The 21,634-nt window shown below is 67.5% G+C and carries 17 protein-coding genes; 9 read left to right on the top strand and 8 right to left on the bottom strand.

What is annotated here, in order from left to right; translation table 11 throughout:
- Nucleotides 1–7 precede the first annotated feature (7 nt).
- Nucleotides 8–2,164: a peptidyl-dipeptidase Dcp gene (gene dcp, locus ABE571_RS08790; protein WP_346493569.1), complete on the top strand. Its 2,157-nt coding sequence runs from the start codon at nt 8–10 to the stop codon at nt 2,162–2,164.
- A 260-nt stretch (nt 2,165–2,424) separates the two neighbouring features.
- On the opposite strand, the gene ABE571_RS08785 is transcribed toward dcp, so the two are convergent.
- Both ABE571_RS08785 and ABE571_RS08780 read right to left on the bottom strand, forming a co-directional pair.
- Entirely contained in the window at nt 2,425–2,874 is a 450-nt protein-coding gene (locus ABE571_RS08785) for a 3-dehydroquinate dehydratase (protein ID WP_346465407.1), read from the bottom strand.
- Between the two features lie 3 nt (nt 2,875–2,877).
- Nucleotides 2,878–3,288: a hypothetical protein gene (locus ABE571_RS08780; protein WP_346493568.1), complete on the bottom strand. Its 411-nt coding sequence runs from the start codon at nt 3,286–3,288 to the stop codon at nt 2,878–2,880.
- 178 nt (nt 3,289–3,466) lie between these two features.
- Between ABE571_RS08780 and lepB the strand changes: the two genes are divergently transcribed.
- Entirely contained in the window at nt 3,467–4,096 is a 630-nt protein-coding gene (gene lepB / locus ABE571_RS08775) for a signal peptidase I (RefSeq protein ID WP_346493567.1), read from the top strand.
- A 132-nt stretch (nt 4,097–4,228) separates the two neighbouring features.
- Nucleotides 4,229–5,500: an MFS transporter gene (locus ABE571_RS08770; RefSeq protein ID WP_346493566.1), complete on the top strand. Its 1,272-nt coding sequence runs from the start codon at nt 4,229–4,231 to the stop codon at nt 5,498–5,500.
- Here the strand turns inward: ABE571_RS08770 and ABE571_RS08765 are convergent.
- Both ABE571_RS08765 and ABE571_RS08760 read right to left on the bottom strand, forming a co-directional pair.
- Nucleotides 5,490–6,392, bottom strand: coding sequence for a LysR substrate-binding domain-containing protein (locus tag ABE571_RS08765; RefSeq protein WP_123731080.1), 903 nt, complete (start codon nt 6,390–6,392; stop codon nt 5,490–5,492). The two genes, ABE571_RS08770 and ABE571_RS08765, sit on opposite strands and share 11 nt — an antisense overlap.
- A 10-nt stretch (nt 6,393–6,402) precedes the next feature.
- Complete coding sequence (locus tag ABE571_RS08760) at nt 6,403–7,368, bottom strand: LysR substrate-binding domain-containing protein (protein ID WP_121044373.1); 966 nt, start codon at nt 7,366–7,368, stop codon at nt 6,403–6,405.
- Between the two features lie 108 nt (nt 7,369–7,476).
- On the opposite strand from ABE571_RS08760, the gene aceB reads away from it, so the two are divergent.
- The 4 genes from aceB to ABE571_RS08740 all read left to right on the top strand — a co-directional run bounded on the left by aceB (nt 7,477) and on the right by ABE571_RS08740 (nt 14,244).
- The gene (gene aceB, locus ABE571_RS08755) at nt 7,477–9,123 is read left to right on the top strand and encodes a malate synthase A (RefSeq protein ID WP_319624785.1); all 1,647 of its coding nucleotides are present in this window, start codon (nt 7,477–7,479) and stop codon (nt 9,121–9,123) included.
- 56 nt (nt 9,124–9,179) lie between these two features.
- A complete protein-coding gene (aceA, locus tag ABE571_RS08750; protein WP_284128539.1) occupies nt 9,180–10,472 on the top strand; it encodes an isocitrate lyase in 1,293 nt (430 codons plus the stop codon).
- A 222-nt stretch (nt 10,473–10,694) separates the two neighbouring features.
- Nucleotides 10,695–11,741 carry a GGDEF domain-containing protein gene (locus tag ABE571_RS08745; protein WP_313208905.1) on the top strand — a complete coding sequence of 349 codons (1,047 nt, stop codon included), beginning with the start codon at nt 10,695–10,697 and terminating at the stop codon, nt 11,739–11,741.
- Nucleotides 11,742–11,754: 13 nt separating this feature from the next.
- Nucleotides 11,755–14,244 (top strand): putative peptide modification system cyclase, encoded by a 2,490-nt coding sequence (locus tag ABE571_RS08740; RefSeq protein WP_346462715.1) that lies wholly within the window; start codon nt 11,755–11,757, stop codon nt 14,242–14,244.
- A gap of 10 nt (nt 14,245–14,254) precedes the next feature.
- On the opposite strand, the gene ABE571_RS08735 is transcribed toward ABE571_RS08740, so the two are convergent.
- Complete coding sequence (locus tag ABE571_RS08735) at nt 14,255–14,563, bottom strand: NHLP-related RiPP peptide (RefSeq protein ID WP_346493565.1); 309 nt, start codon at nt 14,561–14,563, stop codon at nt 14,255–14,257.
- A 112-nt stretch (nt 14,564–14,675) separates the two neighbouring features.
- Here ABE571_RS08735 and ABE571_RS08730 point away from each other — a divergent pair, with 112 nt between their 5' ends.
- Entirely contained in the window at nt 14,676–15,944 is a 1,269-nt protein-coding gene (locus ABE571_RS08730) for a putative peptide maturation dehydrogenase (protein ID WP_313219874.1), read from the top strand.
- 1 nt (nt 15,945) lies between these two features.
- Here the strand turns inward: ABE571_RS08730 and ABE571_RS08725 are convergent, their stop codons facing one another.
- The 3 genes from ABE571_RS08725 to ABE571_RS08715 are packed head-to-tail and all read right to left on the bottom strand — an operon-like array spanning nt 15,946 to nt 20,768.
- Entirely contained in the window at nt 15,946–17,928 is a 1,983-nt protein-coding gene (locus ABE571_RS08725; RefSeq protein ID WP_346493564.1) for an acetyl/propionyl/methylcrotonyl-CoA carboxylase subunit alpha, read from the bottom strand.
- 55 nt (nt 17,929–17,983) lie between these two features.
- Nucleotides 17,984–19,594: a carboxyl transferase domain-containing protein gene (locus tag ABE571_RS08720; RefSeq protein WP_070426393.1), complete on the bottom strand. Its 1,611-nt coding sequence runs from the start codon at nt 19,592–19,594 to the stop codon at nt 17,984–17,986.
- A 10-nt stretch (nt 19,595–19,604) separates the two neighbouring features.
- Nucleotides 19,605–20,768, bottom strand: a complete 1,164-nt coding sequence (locus ABE571_RS08715; RefSeq protein ID WP_121044350.1) for an isovaleryl-CoA dehydrogenase — start codon at nt 20,766–20,768, stop codon at nt 19,605–19,607.
- Nucleotides 20,769–20,914: 146 nt separating this feature from the next.
- Here ABE571_RS08715 and ABE571_RS08710 point away from each other — a divergent pair, with 146 nt between their 5' ends.
- Nucleotides 20,915–21,520 carry a TetR/AcrR family transcriptional regulator gene (locus ABE571_RS08710; protein ID WP_121044348.1) on the top strand — a complete coding sequence of 202 codons (606 nt, stop codon included), beginning with the start codon at nt 20,915–20,917 and terminating at the stop codon, nt 21,518–21,520.
- The last annotated feature ends 114 nt before the right edge of the window (nt 21,521–21,634 follow it).

Here is a 21,634-nt window from a genome sequence, read left to right as displayed (position 1 = left end):
CCGTTTCATGTCGCGTACCGTAGTTTTGGCCGCTGCCATCAGCCTGGCGCTGGCGGCCTGTTCCGGCAAGGAGTCCACCCCCGTGACCGATACCCAGCCCGCCCCGACCCAGCAGCCGGCCGATGCGTCCGCCAACCCGCTGTTGAGCGCCAGCACGCTGCCGTTCCAGGCGCCGCCGTTCGACAAGATCAAGGACAGTGACTACCTGCCGGCCTTCAACGAAGGCATGAAGCAGCACCTGGCCGAAGTCCGCAAGATCGCCGGCAACCCCGAGCCGGCCACCTTCGACAACACCATCGAAGCGCTGGAGCGCAGCGGCGAGACCCTGACCCGCGTGTCGCGCATCTTCTTCGGCCTGGTCCAGGCCGACACCAACGATGCACGCCAGAAGGTGCAGGAAGAAGTCGCCCCGAAGCTGGCCGAGCACCAGGACGAGATCAACCTCGACCCGAAGCTGTTCGCCCGCATCAAGACCATCTACGACCAGCGCGATGCGCTGGGTCTGGACCCGGTGCAGAAGCGCCTGGTCGAGCGTGACTACCAGGAATTCGTGCGCGCCGGCGCGCAGTTGAACGATGCCGACAAGGCCTCGCTGCGCAAGCTCAACGTGGAAGAAACCACACTGGCCACGCAGTTCCACACCCGTCTGGTGGCCGCGACCGCCGCCGGTGCCGTGGTGGTCGATGACAAGGCCAAGCTGGCCGGCCTGGACGAGGATGCGATCAACACCGCCGCCGCCGATGCCAAGGCCCGCAACCTCGATGGCAAGTACCTGCTGCCGCTGCAGAACACCACCCAGCAGCCGGTGCTCGGCTCGCTGAGCGACCGCGAGCAGCGCGCCGCCGTGCTCAAGGCGTCGGAAACCCGTGCTGAAAAGGGCGACGCCAACGACACGCGCGAGACCATCCAGCGCCTGGCCCAGCTGCGCGCGCAGAAGGCCAAACTGCTCGGCTTCGAGAACTACGCCGCCTACAGCCTGGCCGACCAGATGGCCAAGACCCCGGCCGCCGCGCTCAAGCTGCTGACCGACACCGTGCCGGCCGCGACCGCCAAGGCGCGTGGCGAGATCAGCGAAATGCAGAAGGTGATCGACGCACAGAAGGGCGGTTTCAAGCTTGCTGCCTCCGATTGGGACTTCTACGCCGAACAGGTGCGCAAGGCGCAGTACGACCTGGACGAATCGCAGATCAAGCCGTACTTCGAGATGGACAACGTGCTGCAGAACGGCGTCTTCTACGCCGCCACGCAGCTGTACGGCATTACCTTCAAGCCGCGTACCGATATCCCCACCTACCATCCGGACATGAAGGTCTATGAAGTGTTCGACAAGGACGGCACCTCGCTGGCCCTGTTCTACACCGACTACTTCAAGCGTGACAGCAAGTCCGGCGGTGCCTGGATGGACGTGTTCGTCGAACAGGACGGCCTGACCGGTGCCAAGCCGGTGGTCTACAACGTGTGCAACTTCACCAAGCCCGCCGCCGGCCAGCCCGCGCTGCTGAGCTTCGATGACGTGACCACGATGTTCCATGAGTTCGGCCATGCGCTGCACGGCATGTTCTCGAAGGTGAAGTACCCGTCCATCGCCGGTACCAGCACCTCGCGCGACTTCGTCGAGTTCCCCTCGCAGTTCAACGAGCATTGGGCGCTGGACCCGAAGGTCTTCGCCAACTACGCCAAGAACTACAAGACCGGCGAGCCGATGCCGCAGGCGCTGGTCGACAAGATCCTCAAGGCCCGCACTTTCAACCAGGGCTATGCGACCACCGAGTACCTCTCGGCGGCCCTGCTCGACCTGGCCTGGCACACCCAGCCGGCCGACGCCAAGCTGCAGGACGTGGCGCCGTTTGAAGCGGCCGCGCTGAAGAAATTCAAGGTCGACCTGCCGCAGGTGCCGCCGCGCTACCGCACCAGCTACTTCGATCACATCTGGGGTGGCGGGTATTCGTCCGGCTACTACGCCTACTTCTGGGCCGAAGTGCTCGACCACGACGCCTTCGAGTGGTTCAAGGAGAACGGCGGCCTGACCCCGGAGAACGGCCAGGTGTTCCGCGACAAGATCCTCTCGCGCGGCAACAGCGTGGAGCTGGCGGATCTGTACCGCGAGTTCCGCGGCAAGGATCCGTCGGTGGAACCGCTGCTGGTCAATCGTGGCCTGAAGTAATCGCGGCATCCCGGTAGGTACCGACCGTTGGTCGGTACGCCGGTGACTGGCCGATACGCCTGCCACCGGTACACGCTGAAACGAAAACGGCAGGGGAAACCCTGCCGTTTTTTTTGGTTGCGGCTCCGCTGGGCCGGGCGCTGGGCCCCTATGCCCTTTCCGGCGAATGTCCTCCGGCGTCGGCCTGCGGCCGCCCCCTCCCCCTTTATTTCGCCTCCAAGGGCATAGGGGCCCAGCACCCGCCCCACCGACCCCGCGCATCACGTCCCCACGTGCACGCCCTCGGCGATCTCACTGCACCCCAGGTGATCCAGCGCGATCTCCAGCGCGTGCATGTAACTCTGCGCGCAGTAGCCGCGCGCCACGCCGATGCGCTGGCCCACCTCCGCTGGCAAGCACGCTTCCGGTGCGCGCGCATCGTCGTCGTGCACTTCCACGTAGGCGTTGTGCAGATGCGGCAGCAGGCGCTGCAGGCGCGCGCTGTCCACGCACGCACCCGGATCGAGCAGGGTGACTTCGCCGCGGCTGTGATCGGCCACGCGCAGGGCGTCCAGCAACTCCTGCTCCGAGCCGCACGCGCGGATCGCCACCGTGGTGCCCGCATCGATCGCACGGTGCACCAGGGATTTGAGAACGAGCGGCGGCAACGGCTGCGCGGTACGGATCAGCTGCCCGGCCGCTTCCGGCCCGCGGATGATGAAGATCGACATGGTTCAGCCCTCCACGGCCTGCAGGCGATGGGCAGCGATCGCCAACGACAGGCGGCACGCGTCCTGGCGGCCGCTGCTGCACACCACCCGCGCGGCCGGAGCATGCTGCGGATGCAGGTGCTCGTCCAGCGCGTCGTCGTCGTTGCTGGCCATCTCGATGTACGGCGCCGGCAGGTCCTCCAGCGCGGTGCGCAGCGCCTGGCCATAACGGGCCCACTGCGGCGCATCGACCGCCGCGGTGGCGATCAGGACCAGTGCCGGGCGGCTGCGCTGGGCACGCTGCAGGCAGCGTACCAAGGTCGGCAGGGAGTCGCAGTCGCGGCAGGCCAGGCGGTGCCCGGCGACCCGCGCAGGCAGCGGCGACGCGTCCGGCACGGCGTTCGACGGTGTGTGCCGGATCAGCAGGATGGTCATGGAACGTCTCTTCGAAGCGCCCTTCGGCGCGGTGTCGCCACGATGCGGCCGCGCCCCGTAAAACCGCGATGCCGACCGGACGGCCCCTGCGTAAACAGTGCGTAGCTTTTTCAGCGCGGGGCAGGGAACTTGCCCGCCGTCCATCCGGTCACAGCCACACACTTCCTGGAGCGCCCGTATGGACACCCCCGCCGCCGCCGCCGCCACCGACCATCGCCTGCTGCGCTGGCTGAGGAAGGAAGCCCTGCCGCTGCTGGTGATGCTCGGCCTGCTCGCCGCGGCGCGCGACACCTTGGCCAATCACTACCAGGTGCCCAGCGGCTCGATGCAGCACACGCTGATGCCGGGCGACCGGGTGGTGGTGGACATGCGTGCCTACGGCGTGCGCCTGCCGTTCACCTCGATGGAGCTGCTGCACACCGGCCAGCCGCAGCGGGGTGACGTGGCGGTGTTCGATTCACCGCAGGACGGCACCCGCCTGATCAAGCGCATCGCGGCGGTCGGCGGGGATCGGGTCGAGCTGCACGATGGTCACCTGAGCATCAATGGCCATCCGCTGGCCCAGGCCGGCGTCGGCGAGATCGAAGACTTCGGCCAGCATCTGGCGCAGCTGGATCTGGGCCAGGGCGGCGGGCCCGATATCACCGGGCTGACCGTCCCGGCGGGCGAGGTGCTGATGCTCGGCGACCACCGCGGCAACAGCGCCGACGGCCGCTTCTTCGGCCTGGTCCAGGCCAGCGCGCTGTATGGCAAGGCGTCGCACGTCTACTACCGCCGTGGGGAAGGCCTGACCTGGCAGGCGCTGTAATCCCGGCCACGATCTAAATCGATATCTGGATCGTCTCGATTCAGATCTATCAGGTTATGGATCGACCTGCCGGCGCTGCCTATCCTGAGCGCTGACTCCTCGCTCCGGCCCGTCCACGCGGGCCTTACCGGCATGAATGGCGACACCGCAGCGGTCCCCGATCGCAGCTCCCCGGCCACCGCAGCGGCGGACGGCGATCAGATCCAGCAGGGCACCCCGGCCTTCCGGCGCACGGCGGCCGCGCTGTTCCTGGCCGGCTTCTCCACCTTCGGGCTGCTCTACACGGTGCAGCCGCTGCTGCCCGAATTCAGTCGCCACTTCGGCGTCTCCGCAGCCAACAGTGCGCTGACCCTGTCGCTGACCACCGGTCTGCTGGCGGTCTCGATGCTGATCGCGGGATTGATCTCCGACCGCATCGGGCGCCGCAGCGTGATGGTCGCGGCGTTGCTGGCGTCCAGCGTGTTGTCTGTCGCCACCGCGATGGTGGATGACTGGACTACGCTGCTGGTGCTGCGCACGCTGCTCGGCATCGCGCTCAGTGGCGTACCGGCGGTGGGCATGACCTACCTCGCCGAAGAAATGGACAGCCGCGCGCTGGGCCTGGCGATGGGCCTGTACATCGGCGGCAACGCGATCGGTGGCATGAGCGGTCGTCTCATCGCGGGCATCGTCGCCGACCATTGGGGCTGGCGCTGGGGCATTGGCGTGGTCTCGTTGATCGCGCTGCTCAGTACCGTGCTGCTATGGATCCAGCTGCCGCCGTCACGCCACTTCCAGAGCCGTCGCGGGGGACTGCGCGAACTGCCTTCCCGCTGGCGCAGCCTGTTCGGCGATCCCGGCTTGCCGTGGTTGTTCGCCACCGCCTTCGTGTTGATGGGTGTGTTCGTCACCCTCTACAACTACCTCGGCTTCCACCTGCTCGCGCCGCCGTATGGCCTCAGCCAGACCGTGGTCGGCCTGATCTTCAGCGTGTATCTGGTCGGCACCTTCAGCTCGGCGTGGATGGGGCAGCAGGCCAACCGCCATGGCCGCAGCCGCGTGCTGGCGATCTGCTATGGGCTGATTGCACTGGGCATCGTGCTGCTGGCGATGCCGTGGCTGGGCTGCATGGCGGCCGGCATCGCGCTGGTGACGTTCGGCTTCTTCGGCGGCCACTCGGTGGCCAGCAGCTGGGTCGGCAGCCGCGCCGGTGCGATGCGCGCCGAAGCGTCCGCCCTCTATCTGTTCGCCTACTACCTGGGCTCCAGCGTGGCCGGGGTGCTTGGCGGCGTGTTCTACACCCACTGGGACTGGCTGGGCGTATGTGGTTTCATGGGGGTACTGACCGTGGCCGGTGGCGTGATCGCGTGGCGTCTCGGCCAGCGCGTGCAACCGGCCGCCGCCGCGCTTGCGCTCAGCCGCTGACGCCCTGCAGGAGCCGGGTGAAGTGACCGATCAACGGCGAAGCTGTGCCGCGGCGGCAAGCCACGTGCACTTCCGAACTGGCCGCTCGATCACTGAGTGCGACGAAGCGCGCGCCGTCCACCTGGATATGGCTGCACGAGGCGGGTAGCACCGTTACCCCCAACCCTGAGGCCGCGAGGCTGATCAGTGTCGAGGCTTCCCCGGCTTCCTGCACGATGCGCGGCGTGAAGCCGGCGCCCCGGCACAACGCGATGAAGTGATCGTGGATGCCCGCGCCGACCTCGCGCAGGAACCCGACGAACGGCTCATGCGCGAACAGCCGCAGCGCCACCGCCGCATCGGCCGGCAACTCACGTACCAGCGGATGCTGGTCGTGCACCACCAGCGCGAGCGGATCACTGAACAGTTTGCGTGACATCAGCGGCGCGGGCAGGGCACGTTTGCGGATCAACCCGACATCCAGTTCGCCGGCCATCAGCGCATCGATCTGCTGCAGGGTGTTCATCTCGCGCAGCTTCAACTGCACCTGCGGAAACTGCTGGCGGTAGGCGAAGATCGCGCGCGGAATCTGCGTGGACAGCGGGGTGGCCCGGGTCAGACCGATGCGCAGTTCGCCGGTTTCCCCGCGCTGCGCGCGCTGGGTCAGATCGATCGCGGTATCCACCCGCGCCAGCACCTCGCGCGCCTGCTCCTGCAGCACGCGACCGGCGTCGGTCAGTTCCACGCGGCGGTTCGCACGCAGGAACAACCGCGCGCCGAGCAGCGTTTCCAGCTGACGGATCTGCTGGCTGAGCGGCGGCTGCGACATCCCCAGTCGCTCGGCGGCACGGCCGAAGTGCAGTGTCTCGGCGACGGCCAGGAAGTAGCGCAGGTGGCGGAGTTCGATGGACATGGGGCGTGCGTCAGCGCTCGGAATGACCACTTTCATCATAGCTGCGCGGACTGAACAGGTCCGGCTGGATCAGCTCGATGAACGCCCGCGCCTGCGGTGACAGAAAACGTCCACGCCGCACGATCACCCCGTAACTGCGCTCCGGGAACCACGCACTCATCGAGCGCGTCACCAGTTTCTCGCGGTCGGCATCGTGGAGGCAGAGCGCCGGCACGATCGAGATGCCCATGCCCATCGCGACGTACTGCTTGATCACTTCCCAGCCACCCACCTCCAGCGCCACGGTGTAGGGCAGCCGATGCCGCTGGAACACCTGGTCCACCAGCCGGTACGTGATCTGGCGTTTGGGCGGCAGCACCAGGGGGTACTGCGAGATCGCCTCCAGGCTCAGTTCGCCATGCGCCAGCGGATGATCGGGCGGGGCGATCAGCACCTGCTCGAAGCGGTAGGCCGGGGCGTAGCTGAGGTCGGCCGGCACGTCGGTCATCGAGCCCACCGCCAGGTCCGCCGCATCGCTGCGCAGCAGATCGGTGCCGTCGGCGCTGATCGCGTTGTGCAGGGTCAGGCGGACATCCGGGTGGCGCTGGCGGAAGCGCTCCACGATGCGCGGCAGCAGGTACAGGATGGTCGAGCTGTTGGCCGCGATGTTGAGTTCTCCGGCGTCCAGCCCTTTGACCTTGTCACGGAAGCTGGCCTCCAGCCCGTCCAGGTTCTCCACCAGCGGCAGCGCCATCTCATACAGCAGCTGGCCTTCACGGCTGGGCACCAGGCGGCGGCCGCTGCGCTCGAACAGGTTGACCCCGAGTTCGCGCTCCAGGGCCTGCAACTGCTGGCTGATGGCCGGCTGGCTGACGAACAAAGCCTCAGCTGCCCGTGAGACTGAGCCCAGGCGGACCGTCTGGCAGAACGCCCGCAGCGGCTTGAGCCGGTCGGATTTATAGGAAAACCGGGGGCTTGGCGTGCGCGGCGTGGTCATGGCGTCATGAGTATAAGCACACCTTATGTAAGCCATTGCAATAACTGCTTTGTCAAATATCGGCGCGGCGGCGCACGGTGGAGCTCAACCGCACCGCAGGAGCCCGCCATGTCCGCCGTCGCTTACGCCACCGCCCAGCCCACCCCCGCCGATGCACCGGCCACCCCCGGCATTGCCCTGACCACCCAGCTGGCCGGCCAGTCCGCGCTGCTGCCAGCGGGGGTACTGGCGCTGCTGGTGTCGCTGCACCGGGCGGTGGAGCCGGAGCGTCAGCGCCGGCTGCAGGCACGGGTGGCCCGCCAGGCCTTCTTCGATGGCGGCGGCCTGCCGGACTTCCGTGCCGATACCGCCGAGATCCGTGCCAGCGACTGGCACGTCGCCCCGCTGCCGGAGGCGCTGCAGGACCGCCGGGTGGAGATCACCGGCCCGACCGACCCGAAGATGGTCATCAACGCGCTGAACTCCGGCGCCAAGGTGTTCATGGCCGACTTCGAGGATTCCACCGCCCCGGCCTGGCGCAACCTGCTGGCCGGCCAGCAGGCGCTGATCGGCGCGGTGCGTGGCGATCTGACCCACACCGGCCCGTCCGTCGATGGGAAGCCGGGCAAGCAGTACACGCTGCGTCCGTTCAACGAGCAGGCCGTGCTGATCGTGCGTCCGCGTGGCTGGCACCTGGATGAGAAGCACGTGCGCATCGATGGCCAGCCGATCGCCGGTGGCCTGTTCGATGCGGCGGTGTTCGCCTTCCACAATGCCCGCACCCTGATGTGCAAGCAGCGTGGGCCGTACTTCTACCTGCCCAAGCTGCAGAGCATGGAAGAGGCGGCGCTGTGGGAGACCGCCCTGTCGCACATCGAGGGCATGCTCGGCCTGCCGCACGGCCAGATCAAGGTCACGGTGCTGATCGAAACGCTGCCGGCAGTGTTCGAGATGGACGAGATCCTGCACGCGCTGCGCGATCGCATCGTCGGCCTGAACTGTGGCCGCTGGGATTACATCTTTTCCTACATCAAGACCTTCCGCCGGCACGCCGACAAGGTGCTGCCCGAGCGCGGCCAGGTGACGATGACCCAGCCGTTCCTGAAGGCGTATTCGGAGCTGCTGATCCGCACCTGCCATCGCCGTGGCGCGCATGCGATGGGTGGCATGGCCGCGCAGATTCCGATCAACCATGACGCGGCCGCCAACGAGCAGGCGATGGCGCGGGTGCGGGCGGACAAGCTGCGCGAAGTCACCGCCGGCCATGACGGCACCTGGGTCGCGCACCCCGCGCTGATCCCGGTCGCGCAGGCGATCTTCGACGAACACATGCCCGGACCGAACCAGCACCGCGTGCTGCGCAACGATGTGCAGGTGGGCCGCGATGATCTGATCGCCGCGCCCACCGGCACCATCACCCGCGCCGGTTTCGAGGGCAACGTCGAGGTCTGTGTGCGCTACCTGGCCGCCTGGCTGGACGGCAACGGCTGCGTGCCGATCCACCACCTGATGGAAGACGCGGCCACCGCCGAGATCAGCCGCAGCCAGCTGTGGCAGTGGCTGCATACCGCCGGCCAGCACCTGGACGACGGCACCGCCATCGACCTGGCCCTGCTCGACGCCACCCTGGCCCAGCTGCCGGCGCGGCTGGGCGATACCGCCGCGCTGCCCGGCAGCGCCCGCATCCCCGAGTCCATCGCGCTGCTGGCCGCGCTCAGCCGCCGCGATGAGCTCACCGACTTCCTGACCCTGCCCGCCTACGACCGTCTCGACTGAGCGCCATCCATCCATCCACCTGCCGTAACCGCATTCGTTCCCTTTGGAGATTCGACATGAGCACCCTGCAGACCGCCGAACAGATCCAGCACGCTTGGAACACCGACCCGCGCTGGGCCGGGATCACCCGCAACTACACCGCCGCCGATGTGGTGCGCCTGCGTGGCACCGTGCACGTGGAGCACTCGCTGGCGCGGCTGGGCGCGGAGAAGCTGTGGACGTACCTGCAGGAAAAGGACTTCGTCAACGCGCTCGGCGCGCTGACCGGCAACCAGGCCATGCAGCAGGTCAAGGCCGGCTTGAACGCGATCTACCTGTCCGGTTGGCAGGTTGCCGCCGATGCCAACCTGGCCGGCCAGATGTACCCGGACCAGTCGCTGTACCCGGCCGATTCGGTGCCGGCGGTGGTCAAGCGCATCAACAACACCCTGCTGCGTGCTGATCAGCTGCACCATGCCGAGGGCAAGGATGACATCGACTTCCTGCAGCCGATCGTGGCCGATGCCGAAGCCGGTTTCGGTGGCGTGCTCAACGCCTTCGAACTGATGAAGGCGATGATCGAGGCCGGCGCGGCCGGCGTGCACTTCGAGGATCAGCTGGCCTCGGTGAAGAAGTGCGGGCACATGGGCGGCAAGGTGCTGGTGCCGACCCGCGAGGCGATCGAGAAGCTCAACGCCGCCCGCCTGGCCGCCGACGTGATGGGCGTGCCGACCCTGCTGGTGGCGCGTACCGATGCCGAGGCCGCCGACCTGCTGACCAGCGATGTGGATGGCAACGACCAGCCGTTCACCACCGGCGAGCGCACCGTGGAAGGCTTCTACAAGACCCGCAACGGCCTGGACCAGGCCATCAGCCGCGGCCTGGCTTACGCCCCCTACGCCGACCTGATCTGGTGCGAGACCGGCAAGCCGGACCTGGAGTTCGCCCGCAAGTTCGCCGAAGCGATCCACGCCAAGTTCCCGGGCAAGCTGCTGGCCTATAACTGCTCGCCCAGCTTCAACTGGAAGAAGAACCTGGACGACGCCACCATCGCGACCTTCCAGAAGGAGATCGCCAAATATGGCTACAAGTTCCAGTTCATCACCCTGGCCGGCTTCCACGCCCTGAACTACTCGATGTTCAACCTGGCCCACGGCTACGCCCGCCGCCAGATGAGCGCCTTCGTGGAGCTGCAGGAAGCCGAGTTCGCCGCCGCCGACCGCGGCTTCACGGCGGTCAAGCACCAGCGCGAGGTCGGCACCGGCTACTTCGACGCGGTGACCCAGGCGATCCAGCAGGGCCAGTCCTCGACCACCGCCCTGAGCGGGTCCACCGAGGAAGAGCAGTTCAACGCCGAACGGGCGGCCTGATCCAGGAAGGGCGGCCAAGGAAGGCCCACAGGGCGGCCGGTCGGGGATCGGCCGCCCTGCGTCGTCTCGGGACCCGCCTCTTCACATCGTCACACGCGGTAGAACACGCGTGTTTTCACGATCTTGGGGGGTAAAAGTCGGAAATGGGATAGGGCGCACAGTTTTGAGGAGTGCTATCCTCCATCGCTCACCAGGGGGACGCTGAAAAGCGGGTGTTCGGAAATGACCGGCAAGGGTGCGGCGGCGATCATGTGCGAACAGGAACCAGACATCGACCGCAAGGCGATGGCTGAGATCGTGCACGCCATCCTGAGCAACGGCGAGTCCGCATTGTTCTCCGAATTCGGCCGGCAGCGCAAGCTGCCCTCAGGCACCCATCTGTTCCATCGCGGCCACGCCGGCAACACGATGTACGTGATCGTCAGCGGCTGCATCGAACTGGACTTTGGCGAAGACCTCGTCGTGAAGTCACTCGGTCCCAATGAATTCTTCGGCGAGCTGGGCCTGCTGATCGGCGACCACCAGCGCACGGCCGGCGCGCGTGCGGTCGAGGACAGCATCGTGCTGGAACTGGACCACGACGATTTCCAGCGTCTGGTCGACCGCGACCCTGGTCTGCTGGCCTACTTCCTGCGCCGCACGATCATGCGGGTGGTGAGCAACGAGCAGGTGTTGATCCGCCAGCTGCGCCGCCGCAACCACGATCTCGAAACCGCGCTGGACAACCTCTACGTCACCACTCACCAGCTCACCCACACGCGCGAGCTGGTGCGCACCGACGAGCTGACCGGCCTGCACAACCGGCGTGGCCTCGCGCTCTACCTGCAGGACTGCCGTGCGCAGGAAAACAGCGCGCCGCAGGGCCTGCTGCTGATCGACTGCGACCAGTTCAAGCAGGTCAACGATGTGCACGGCCACCAGGCCGGCGACCGCGTGCTGCAGAGCGTGGCCAACATCCTGCGCTCGGTGGCCACCGAGCCGGACGTGGCCTGCCGGCTGGGCGGCGACGAATTCTGCCTGCTGCTGCGCAGCGCCGACCAGGACAGCCTGCAGCACGCCGCCGAGTTCATTCTCAGCGCGGTGCATGGCCTGATCGGCCGTGCGCATGGCGTGCCGCATGTGTGCCCGGTCAGCATCGGGGTCTGTCTGATCGACCCGCAGACCGACTGGAGCGAGTGGTACGCCCGCGCCGACAATGCGCTGTACCAGGCCAAACGGCTGGGCGGCAACCGATTGCACTGGTCGCGATCAGCGACCGCCACACCCTGATCGGGAGATCGGCATGAACGGCGACAACGGAACGTCGACCCAGGCCCCGCAGATGCGGGCGCTGCTGTTCACCGATCTGTGCGACTCGTTGATCCTGGTGGAGCGGATTGGCGACGCGGCGGCGGCGGAGCTGTTCCAGGCGCATGACCGGCTGGTGCTGGTGTTGCAGCAACAGTGGAATGGTCGCCTGATCGATCGTTCCGATGGCCTGCTGCTGTTGTTCGAGCGCGCCATCGATGGTCTCGGCTTTGCGCTGGATTACCAGCGCGGCCTGCAGGAGATCGGCAAGCAACGCAACATCGTGCTGCGCGCACGCGCGGGCCTGCACGTCGGCGAAGTGCTGACCTGGGAAAACAGCCCCGAGGCGATCAAGGTTGGGGCCAAATCGCTGGAGGTCGAGGGCCTGGCCAAGCCGATGGCCGCGCGCCTGATGGCCCTTGCCCGGCCCGGGCAGATCCTGCTCTCGGCCGTGGCCGAATCGCTGACCCATCGCGCGGTGGGCGAGCTGGGGGAGCGTGGCGAGCGACTGGTGTGGAAATCGCACGGCGGCTGGCGGTTCAAGGGCATGCCCGGTCGCCAGGACATCCATGAAGTGGGCGAACCGGAGTTTGCGCCGCTGCGTGCCCCACGCGGCAGCCCCAAGGCCCGCCGTGCCGTGCCGCTGTGGCGCCGGCCGATGACACTGCTGGCCGAGGTGGCGCTGGTGGCAGGCATGGTCTTCGGCACCTGGGCCTTTCTACGCCCGACGCCGGCCATTGCCTTCGGCGAACGGGATTGGGTGGTACTGGGCAACCTCCATAACCTGACCGGCAATGCACTGCTGGACGACAGTCTTCAACAGGCGTTCCGCATTTCTCTGGAGCAGTCGCGTTACGTCAATGTGCTCAGCGACATGAAGGTGCAGGAAACGCTGGAGCGGATGCGTCGCGAAGGTGGAGCGCTGGACCGCGACGCGGCGATCGAGGTCGCGCTGCGTGAGGGTGCCAGAGCCGTGATCGTACCCACCGTGGCCGAAGTGCATGGGCGGCTGCGTGTTTCACTGGAACTGATCGATCCCAACACCGGCAATACGGCGTGGTCCGACCATGCCGATGGCCGCGGCATGGAATCCCTGCTGGGATCCACCGATGACGTCGTGGCTCAGATGCGCGTGGAGCTCGGCGAGGCCATGCATGACATCTCGCGGGACTCGATGCCGCTGCCCAAGGTGGCGACGGCCAGCCTGGATGCGCTGCATGCCTACGCGATGGGCGTCAAAGCATACGGCGATGGACGCTATGACGACGCGCAGCGGTTTTTCGGGCAGGCGGTGCGTTTCGATCCGGACTTCGCGTTCGCCTACCTGGCACAGCTGCGCATCCAGTGGGGCCGGGGCAATCCCGAAGGGGCCCGGCAATCGCTGGCCGCGGCAAAACGCGCTGCCGGTCGCTTGTCAGGGCGGGATCGGCTGTACATGGACGCCTGGGATGCCGATCTCAACGGCGCCGGAACACTCGCCACGGCCGAAAAGTGGAAGCTCTTGGGCGATCTCTATCCCGATTACCACGGCGCCCATGCCAACTACGCCTGGTCCATGCTGAGCGTGGGGCGGTATAGCGAGTCCGAGCAGGCTGCACGCAAGGCCGCTGTCGCACAGAACCCGTTGCAGGCCATGGCGTTGCAGGCGCTCGGTCGCGCCGAGCTGGCGCAGAATCACGCCGATGCGGCACTGCGCAGCTATCGTCAATCCGCACGGATCGGTCAATGGTCAGTGAACCGCCACATGGTCGCCGCGCTCGCCGCTCATGGCGACCTAGTGGGCGCCCAGCGCATGCTTGCCGCCGCTCGGGAGGATGATCTTGCCATGCACCTGGAGGGCACCGCCGTCGCGTTGGACGCAGGCGAGCCGGCGGCGGCACTGCGGGCCAATGCAGGTGCGCTGCGCCACTGTGGTGACAATGCGCGGATCTGCGGAATGTTCCAGGCGCAGTCGCTTTCGCTGGCCAGCATTGCCGTGCGAAAGGCCGGCGCACACGAATATGAGCAGCTTATCGCCACCATGATCGCGCAGGCGGCCGATCCTGCGGCAGGCGAGCGGGGAGAGTGGCTGTACATGGCCGCTGCCTCGGCCTATCTCGCGCAACGCGCCGAGCTCTATGACGTGGCACGTCGCCAGTTGCCGCATCTGCAGCGACTTGCCAAGGCACTGGATGACCCGCGTGGAACGCAGATGGTGGCGGTGCTGGTGGCCAACCAGGATCGCGTGGATGGCCGGGCTGCGCAATCGGTGCAGCGCTTGCGCGCGCTCATCGACGGCAGCGAGTTGTTCCAGGTCCACGTCGCCCTGCAGGACAGCCTGGTGGCCGCCGGGGACCAGGTGGCTGCCGCCGCCGAGCAACGCTGGCTGGCGACACAACGCGGCAGGGCCTACGCGGAGAACGCCGGTTCCTATCTCCTGCAGGCGCTGAATGTCCATGACAGCCGGGCCGCACAACGACGTCTGGACGCGACGTCGTTGCAGTAACCGCCAGACCTCAGGGCTGCGGCTTGCGCTGCAGTTGTGAGTCGATGTCACCGCTGACGAAACAGTGCGGAAAGCTGAAGGAGCTGGTAGCGGTCAGGTGGGCGAGCAGGCGCGTGCGAGCGGCCAGGAATTCTTCCTTGCTGGCCAGCGGACCACCCGATTCGCACTCGGCCGATGCTGCGCCCGCCTCGGCGCTGATGGTCGCCAGCGCGGCAGCGGGATCGGCCTGGAACAGGGTACGGAACGCATCGTCGCTGCTGAGCAGATCCAGCAGCTGTACGGCATCGTTGGAGGAAAGCGGCGGAGAAGTGCTGGTCATGTGGGATGTCTCGGAGATAGCGGAGGGAAGGAGGGGGCGTACGCGCAGGCCGGGGTGTGACGTTACAGCCGCGATCGATAGCGGCCGGCGCGTGAAGCGCTTGAGTCGCCCGATGATCATCGGCCTTCATCTTTGGCGATCCCGGCCGACACACTGGAACACGCGATGCTTCCCTTTCTGGCTGCCCATGCACGATACCCTCCACCTGCGCCGATGCCGCACCCTCTACCTCGAGCCCCGACAGCAGACCTCCTTCGATCTGCGCGCGCTGGTATCCGGTGGTACGGGCATGACCCTGCGCAGTGTCTGGACGGCGCTGGCACCGCACCTGCCGGCGCCGGTCGAGCTCAATGAGTCACAGGTGCTGCTGCTGGGACGTCTCGACCCGGAGCGATGGGAGCCACGGCCCGCCGGGGAAGATGACAGCGATCTGCGCTACCTGCTGGCGCACGGGCTGGTCCAGGCACAGGGCGCAGATCGCGACGCGTTGGCTGAACGTGAAGCGCAGCTGCGGCAGGTGCCGTGGTGGGGACCGGCCGCGATGCTCCATTGGCAGGGCCGCTGGCAGGGCCAGGACAGCGTGAAAGCCCTGGAATCGGCGGGACTGCACACCGCGGCGGGGCTGCGTGCACACCTTGGGCCGCCACCGCCCGCGTTGGCTCCCCACGCAGGAGAACCTCGTCGCCTGCCACGCCAGCCCGAGGAGGCGTTCGACCGCAGCCTGCGCGAGCGCAGCACCTGCCGCAACTTCGATACGGCGCAGCCACTGCCGCTGGCCGAGCTATCACGACTGCTGCAGCGCACCCTGGCTGAAACTGGACGGCAGGTGGTCGAAGAAGACGCGGTGTTTCTCAAAAAGAACGTACCGTCCGCCGGGGGCCTGCATCCCACCGAAGCGTATCTGCTGGTGCAGCATGTCGAGGGTCTCCAGGCGGGTCTGTATCACTACGATCCTGCCTCGCACGGCGTGTCCGCCCTGCCTTCCGATGCGCGGTCCATGGCAGAGCTGGCGGCGTTGTTCACCGCAGGCCAACACTGGTTTGCCGATGCGCCGGTGCTGATCGTGCTGGCCCCCCGGTTCGCGCGCACCTACTGGAAGTACCGCCACCATCCCAAGGCCTACCGCGCGGTGATCCTGGATGTTGGCCACATCTCGCAGCTGCTGCTGACCTGCGCGACCGAACAGGGCCTGGGGGCCTTTGTTACGGCCGCGATCAACGAACAGGATATCGAGCAGGTGCTCGGCATGGATCCCATGCAGCTCAGCCCGCTCGCCGTGTGTGGCGTAGGCTGGCGCGCACAGCAGATGTCGACCTCTGAGTTCGACCCCGGCGGCCAGGTGTGGACGCCGGTACTCACTGCCGAGCCGCCAACCGGGTGACTCACCCCGCCTCGAAATCCACCAGCACCGCCCCATCGCCCACCTGGTCTCCGGCTTTCACCCGGTAGCCCTGCACGGTGCCATCGGCGGGTGCCTGCAGCGTGTGCTCCATCTTCATCGCTTCCAGCACCAGCAGCGGCGCGCCGCGTTTGACCGCCGTGCCCGGTGACACGAGTGTGGCGACGATACGGCCCGGCATCGGCGCGACCAGGCTGCCAGCATCGGCAACGGACTGGTCCGCTTCGCTGACCGGATCATGCAGGGTGAAGCGCTGCACGCCTTCGCTGCCGAACAGGTACAGCTCGTTGCCGTCGCGGATGACGGTGGCGCGGTGCAGCTGCTCGCCGATCTGTACGCGAAGTGCATCACCGTCCAAACCACCGCTGCCCGCGAGCGCGTTGCCATCCATGTGGACGGTCCACTGTTCGCCCGCGCCCTGCACGGTGACGCTGCGCTGCGCGCCCCGGTGTTCCAGCGTCAGCGCGCGTGCGGCGGCCGCGCCGAGGCGCCAGCCGTCCTGGGCCTGCCACGGCGAGTGCGGGTCACGCGCATCACGGCGGGCGGCTTCGCTGGTGGCCACGCCGGCAATCGCGGCCAGCGCCCACAGCGCCGGATCACTGTCGCCGTCGTTGGGGGCCAGGGCGGCCTGCTCGCGCTCGATCAGCGCGGTGTCCAGCTTGGCCTGGGTGAACGAATCGGTCATCACCAGCCGGCGCAGGAAGGCGGCATTGGTGGTCACGCCGACCACTTCGCACTCGGCCAGGGCCTGCTGCATGCGGCGCAGCGCGGCGTCGCGGTCGACATCCCAGACGATCAGCTTGGCGATCATCGGGTCGTAGAACGGGGTGATCGCATCGCCCTGCTCGACACCGGCGTCCACGCGCACGTGCGCGGTGTTGGCCGGCAGGCGCAGGTGGCGCAGGGTGCCGGTGGAGGGCAGGAAACCGCGGTCGGCATCTTCGGCGTACAGGCGGGCTTCCAGTGCATGCCCGCGGATCTGCAGCTGATCCTGCTGCAGCGGCAGTGGCTCACCGCTGGCCACGCGCAGCTGCCATTCCACCAGGTCGGTGCCGGTGATGCACTCGGTGACCGGGTGCTCCACCTGCAGGCGCGTGTTCATTTCCATGAAGTAGAAGTCGCCATCGGGGCCGGCGATGAATTCCACCGTGCCGGCGCCGACGTAGTTGACCGCGCGCGCGGCATCGACGGCGGCCTTGCCCATCGCGGCGCGGCGCTCGGGCGTCATGCCGGGCGCAGGCGCTTCTTCGAGCACCTTCTGATGGCGGCGCTGCACCGAGCAGTCGCGCTCGAACAGGTACACCACGTTGCCGTGGCTGTCGCCGAACACCTGGATCTCGATGTGGCGCGGACGCTCGACATACTTTTCGACCAGCACGTGTGCGTTGCCGAAGGCGGACTGCGCTTCACGCTGGCAGCTGGCCAACGCCTCGGTGAAGGTGGCGCTGTCATCCACGCGGCGCATGCCCTTGCCACCGCCGCCGGCGCTGGCCTTGATCAACACCGGGTAGCCGATGCTGTCGGCCTGCTTGCGCAGGAACTCGGGGATCTGCTCGTCGCCGTGGTAGCCCGGGGTCAGCGGCACGCCGGCCTGCTGCATCAGCGCCTTGGCCGCGCTCTTGTCGCCCATCGCGCGGATCGCCGCCGCAGAGGGGCCGATGAACACGATGCCCGCCTCGGCGCAGGCCTGCGCGAAGCCGGCGTTCTCCGAGAGGAAGCCGTAGCCGGGATGGATCGCCTGCGCGCCGGTGCGGCGGGCGGCGGCCAGGATGGCGTCGCCGCGCAGGTAGCTCTCACGCGCCGGCGCCGGGCCGATCGCGATGGCCTCGTCGGCCAGGCGCACGTGGCGCGCGTTGCGGTCGGCGTCGGAGTACACCGCCACGGTGGCGATGCCCAGGCGCTGGCAGGTAGCGATGACGCGGCAGGCGATTTCGCCACGGTTGGCGATCAGGATCTTGGTGAACATGGTGGTCTCGTTGCGCGGGCCAGGGGCGGCGGTGCCAGGCGGCACCGCTCGTGCATTACATGCGGAACACGCCGAAGTCGGTCTTCTTCGCCGGGGCGTTGAGGCTGGCCGACAGCGCCAGGCCCAGCACACGACGGGTGTCGGCCGGATCGATCACGCCGTCATCCCAGAGACGGGCGCTGGCGTAGTACGGGTGGCCCTGCGATTCGAACTGCGCGCGGATCGGCGACTTGAAGCCGTCTTCTTCCTCGGCCGACCACTGCCCGCCCTTGGCTTCGATGCCATCGCGCTTGACCGTGGCCAGCACGCTGGCGGCCTGCTCGCCGCCCATCACGCCGATGCGCGCGTTCGGCCACATCCACAGGAAGTTGGGCGAGTAGGCGCGGCCGCACATGCCGTAGTTGCCGGCACCGAACGAGCCGCCGATCACCACGGTGAACTTGGGCACCTTGGCGCAGGCCACGGCCATGACCAGCTTGGCCCCGTCCTTGGCGATGCCGCCGTGCTCGTACTTGCGGCCGACCATGAAGCCGGTGATGTTCTGCAGGAACACCAGCGGAATGCCGCGCTGCGTGCACAGTTCGATGAAGTGCGCGCCCTTCAGCGCGGACTCGGAGAACAGGATGCCGTTGTTGGCGATGATGCCCACCGGGTAGCCATGCAGGTGCGCGAAGCCGGTGACCAGGGTGTTGCCGTAGCGCGGCTTGAACTCATCAAAGCGCGAATCGTCGACCAGACGCAGGATCACTTCGCGCACGTCGTACGGCTTGCGCGTGTCGGCCGGGATCACGCCGTACAGCTCGTGGGCCGGATGCCGCGGTTCCACCGGGGCCTGCACCGCCAGTGCCGGCTCGGGCTTGCGCCAGTTGAGCTGGGCGATGATCGCGCGGACCCGGGCCAGCGCCTGCAGGTCGTTGTCGGCCATGTGGTCGGCCACGCCGGAGATGCGCGTATGCACATCGGCACCGCCCAGTTCTTCGGCGGTGACCACTTCACCGGTGGCCGCTTTCACCAGCGGTGGGCCGCCGAGGAAGATGGTGCCCTGCTCGCGCACGATCACCGTTTCATCGCTCATCGCCGGCACGTAGGCGCCACCGGCGGTGCAGCTGCCCATCACGCAGGCGATCTGCGGAATGCCCTGCGCGGACAGGTTGGCCTGGTTGTAGAAGATGCGGCCGAAATGGTCGCGGTCCGGGAACACCTCGTCCTGCAGCGGCAGGAACGCACCGCCGGAATCCACCAGGTAGATGCAGGGCAGGCGGTTCTGCTCGGCCACTTCCTGCGCGCGCAGGTGCTTCTTGACCGTCATCGGGTAGTAGGTGCCACCCTTGACCGTGGCATCGTTGGCCACGATCACGCACTCCACGCCCGAGACCCGGCCGATACCGGCGACCACGCCGGCGCTGGGGATCGGGTCGCCATACATGCCGTGCGCGGCCAGCGGGGCGATTTCCAGGAAGGCGCTGCCCGGGTCGAGCAGGGCATCGATGCGGTCGCGCACCAGCAGCTTGCCGCGTGCGGTGTGCTTGGCGCGTGCCGCTTCGCTGCCGCCCAGCGCGGTCTGCGCCAGGGTGGCGCGCAGGTCATCGACCACCGCCTGCAGCGCGGCGCGGTTGGCCTCGAAGGTGTCGCTGCCCGGTTGCAGCTGGGTGCTCAATACGGTCATGGCAGGGCCCTTACTTGGTGCGCTGGAACAGTTCGCGGCCGATCAGCATGCGGCGGATCTCCGAGGTGCCGGCGCCGATTTCATACAGCTTGGCATCGCGCCACAACCGCCCGGTCGGGTACTCGTTGATGTAGCCGTTGCCGCCCAGGATCTGGATCGCCTGGCCGGTCAGCCAGGTGGCCTTCTCGGCCGAATACAGGATCGCGCCGGCCGCGTCCTGGCGCGTGGTGCGGCCCTGGTCGCAGGCGCGTGCCACCGCGTAGACATAGGCGCGGCAGGCATTGAGGCCCACGTACATGTCGGCCAGCTTGGCCTGGATCAGCTGGAAGGTACCGATCGCCTCGCCGAACTGCTTGCGCTCGTGCACGTACGGCATCACCACATCCATCGCGGCGGCCATCAGGCCGAGCGGGCCACCGGACAGCACCACGCGCTCATAGTCCAGACCGGACATCAGCACCTTGACGCCACCGCCGACCACGCCAAGCACGTTGGCTTCGGGTACTTCGCAATCCTGGAAGACCAGCTCGCAGGTGTTGGAGCCGCGCATGCCGAGCTTGTCCAGCTTCTGCGCCGTGGAGAAGCCCTTCATGCCCTTTTCGATCAGGAACGCGGTGATGCCCTTGGCGCCGCCATCCGGATCGGTCTTGGCATAGACCACCAGCACATCGGCATCCGGGCCGTTGGTGATCCACATCTTGTTGCCGTTGAGCACGTAGTGATCGCCGCGCTTGTCCGCCCGCAGCTTCATCGAGACCACGTCCGAGCCGGCGCCCGGTTCGCTCATGGCCAGCGCGCCGACCAGCTCGCCGCTGCACAGGCCGGGCAGGTAGCGCTTTTTCTGATCTTCGTTGCCGTTCTTGCGCAGCTGGTTCACGCACAGGTTCGAGTGCGCACCGTAGGACAGCGCGATGGCACCGGAGGCGCGCGAGATCTCTTCCATCGCCACCACATGCGCGAGGTAGCCCATGCCGCTGCCGCCGTATTCCTCTTCCACGGTCAGGCCGAGCAGGCCCTGTTCGCCGAGCTTGCGCCACAGCGCATTGGGGAACAGATTCTCTTCGTCGGCCTGGGCCGCCAGCGGGGCGATTTCAGCGGAGGCAAAATGGGCCACGCTCTGGCGCAGCAGGTCGATCTCTTCGCCGAGATCGAAGTTCATGGTCGGGACGTGCATGGGCGACTCCGCAACAACAAGGGATGGGACGCGCCGGGAGGGATGGACGGGCTGACAGGGCCGTCCCGCGGGCGATGTACCCCCAGCGTAGCCGGGTTCGACAAAGAAGTGAACACAAATTCAAAAATTGAACATAGAATCAACAAATGGCCTATAAACGCTCCGCCCTGATGGAAGAACGCCTTGCCGGCGCCCGTGAACGCATCCTGCTGGCGACCCGTGTGCTGGTGGCGGCCGGCGGCTACCGCAACGCCCCGGTGACCGCCGTGGCGGCCGAAGCCGGGGTCTCCACCGGCCTGATCTACCGGCACTTCCCCTCCAAGGCCGAACTGTTCGTGGAGGTGCTGACCGCCGCCGTCGAGCACGAGCTGCGCATCTTCGAGGCGATCGCGGCCGAGCCGCTGCCCGCGCCGGAGCGCCTGCGCCGGGCGATCACCGCCTTCGTGCGCCGCGCGCTGGCCGGGCCTGGCCTGGCCTATGCCTTCATCGCCGAGCCGGTCGATCCGGAAGTGGAAGCCGAGCGCATCCGCTGCCGCCGCCTGTTCGGCGATGTGTTCCGGCGCATCGTCGCCGATGGCGTGGAGGCAGGCACCTTCCCGCCGCAGGACACCCATGTCGCAGCGGCCTGCATCGTCGGCGCGTTCACCGAGGCGCTGGTCGGCCCGACCGCACTGAGCCGCGACGCGCACGGCGACGAAGATGCGCTGGTCGAGTCGATCTGTGTTTTCTGCCTGCGTGCCGCGGGCGCCTGAGCCGCGCCGATGCTGCATTGCGACACCCGGCGGTCGCTTGCGCAGCGCCGCCGACGCTGGTCATACTCGGCCGACAAGCCGTGGTCCAACGACTACCAGCCAGGGGTATAGAGA

Source organism: Stenotrophomonas sp. TWI273, assembly GCF_039674765.1.
Classification (GTDB): Bacteria; Pseudomonadota; Gammaproteobacteria; order Xanthomonadales; family Xanthomonadaceae; genus Stenotrophomonas.
The sequence above is the reverse complement of the archived record's forward strand: the minus strand, read 5'-3'. Positions and strand labels throughout refer to the sequence as shown.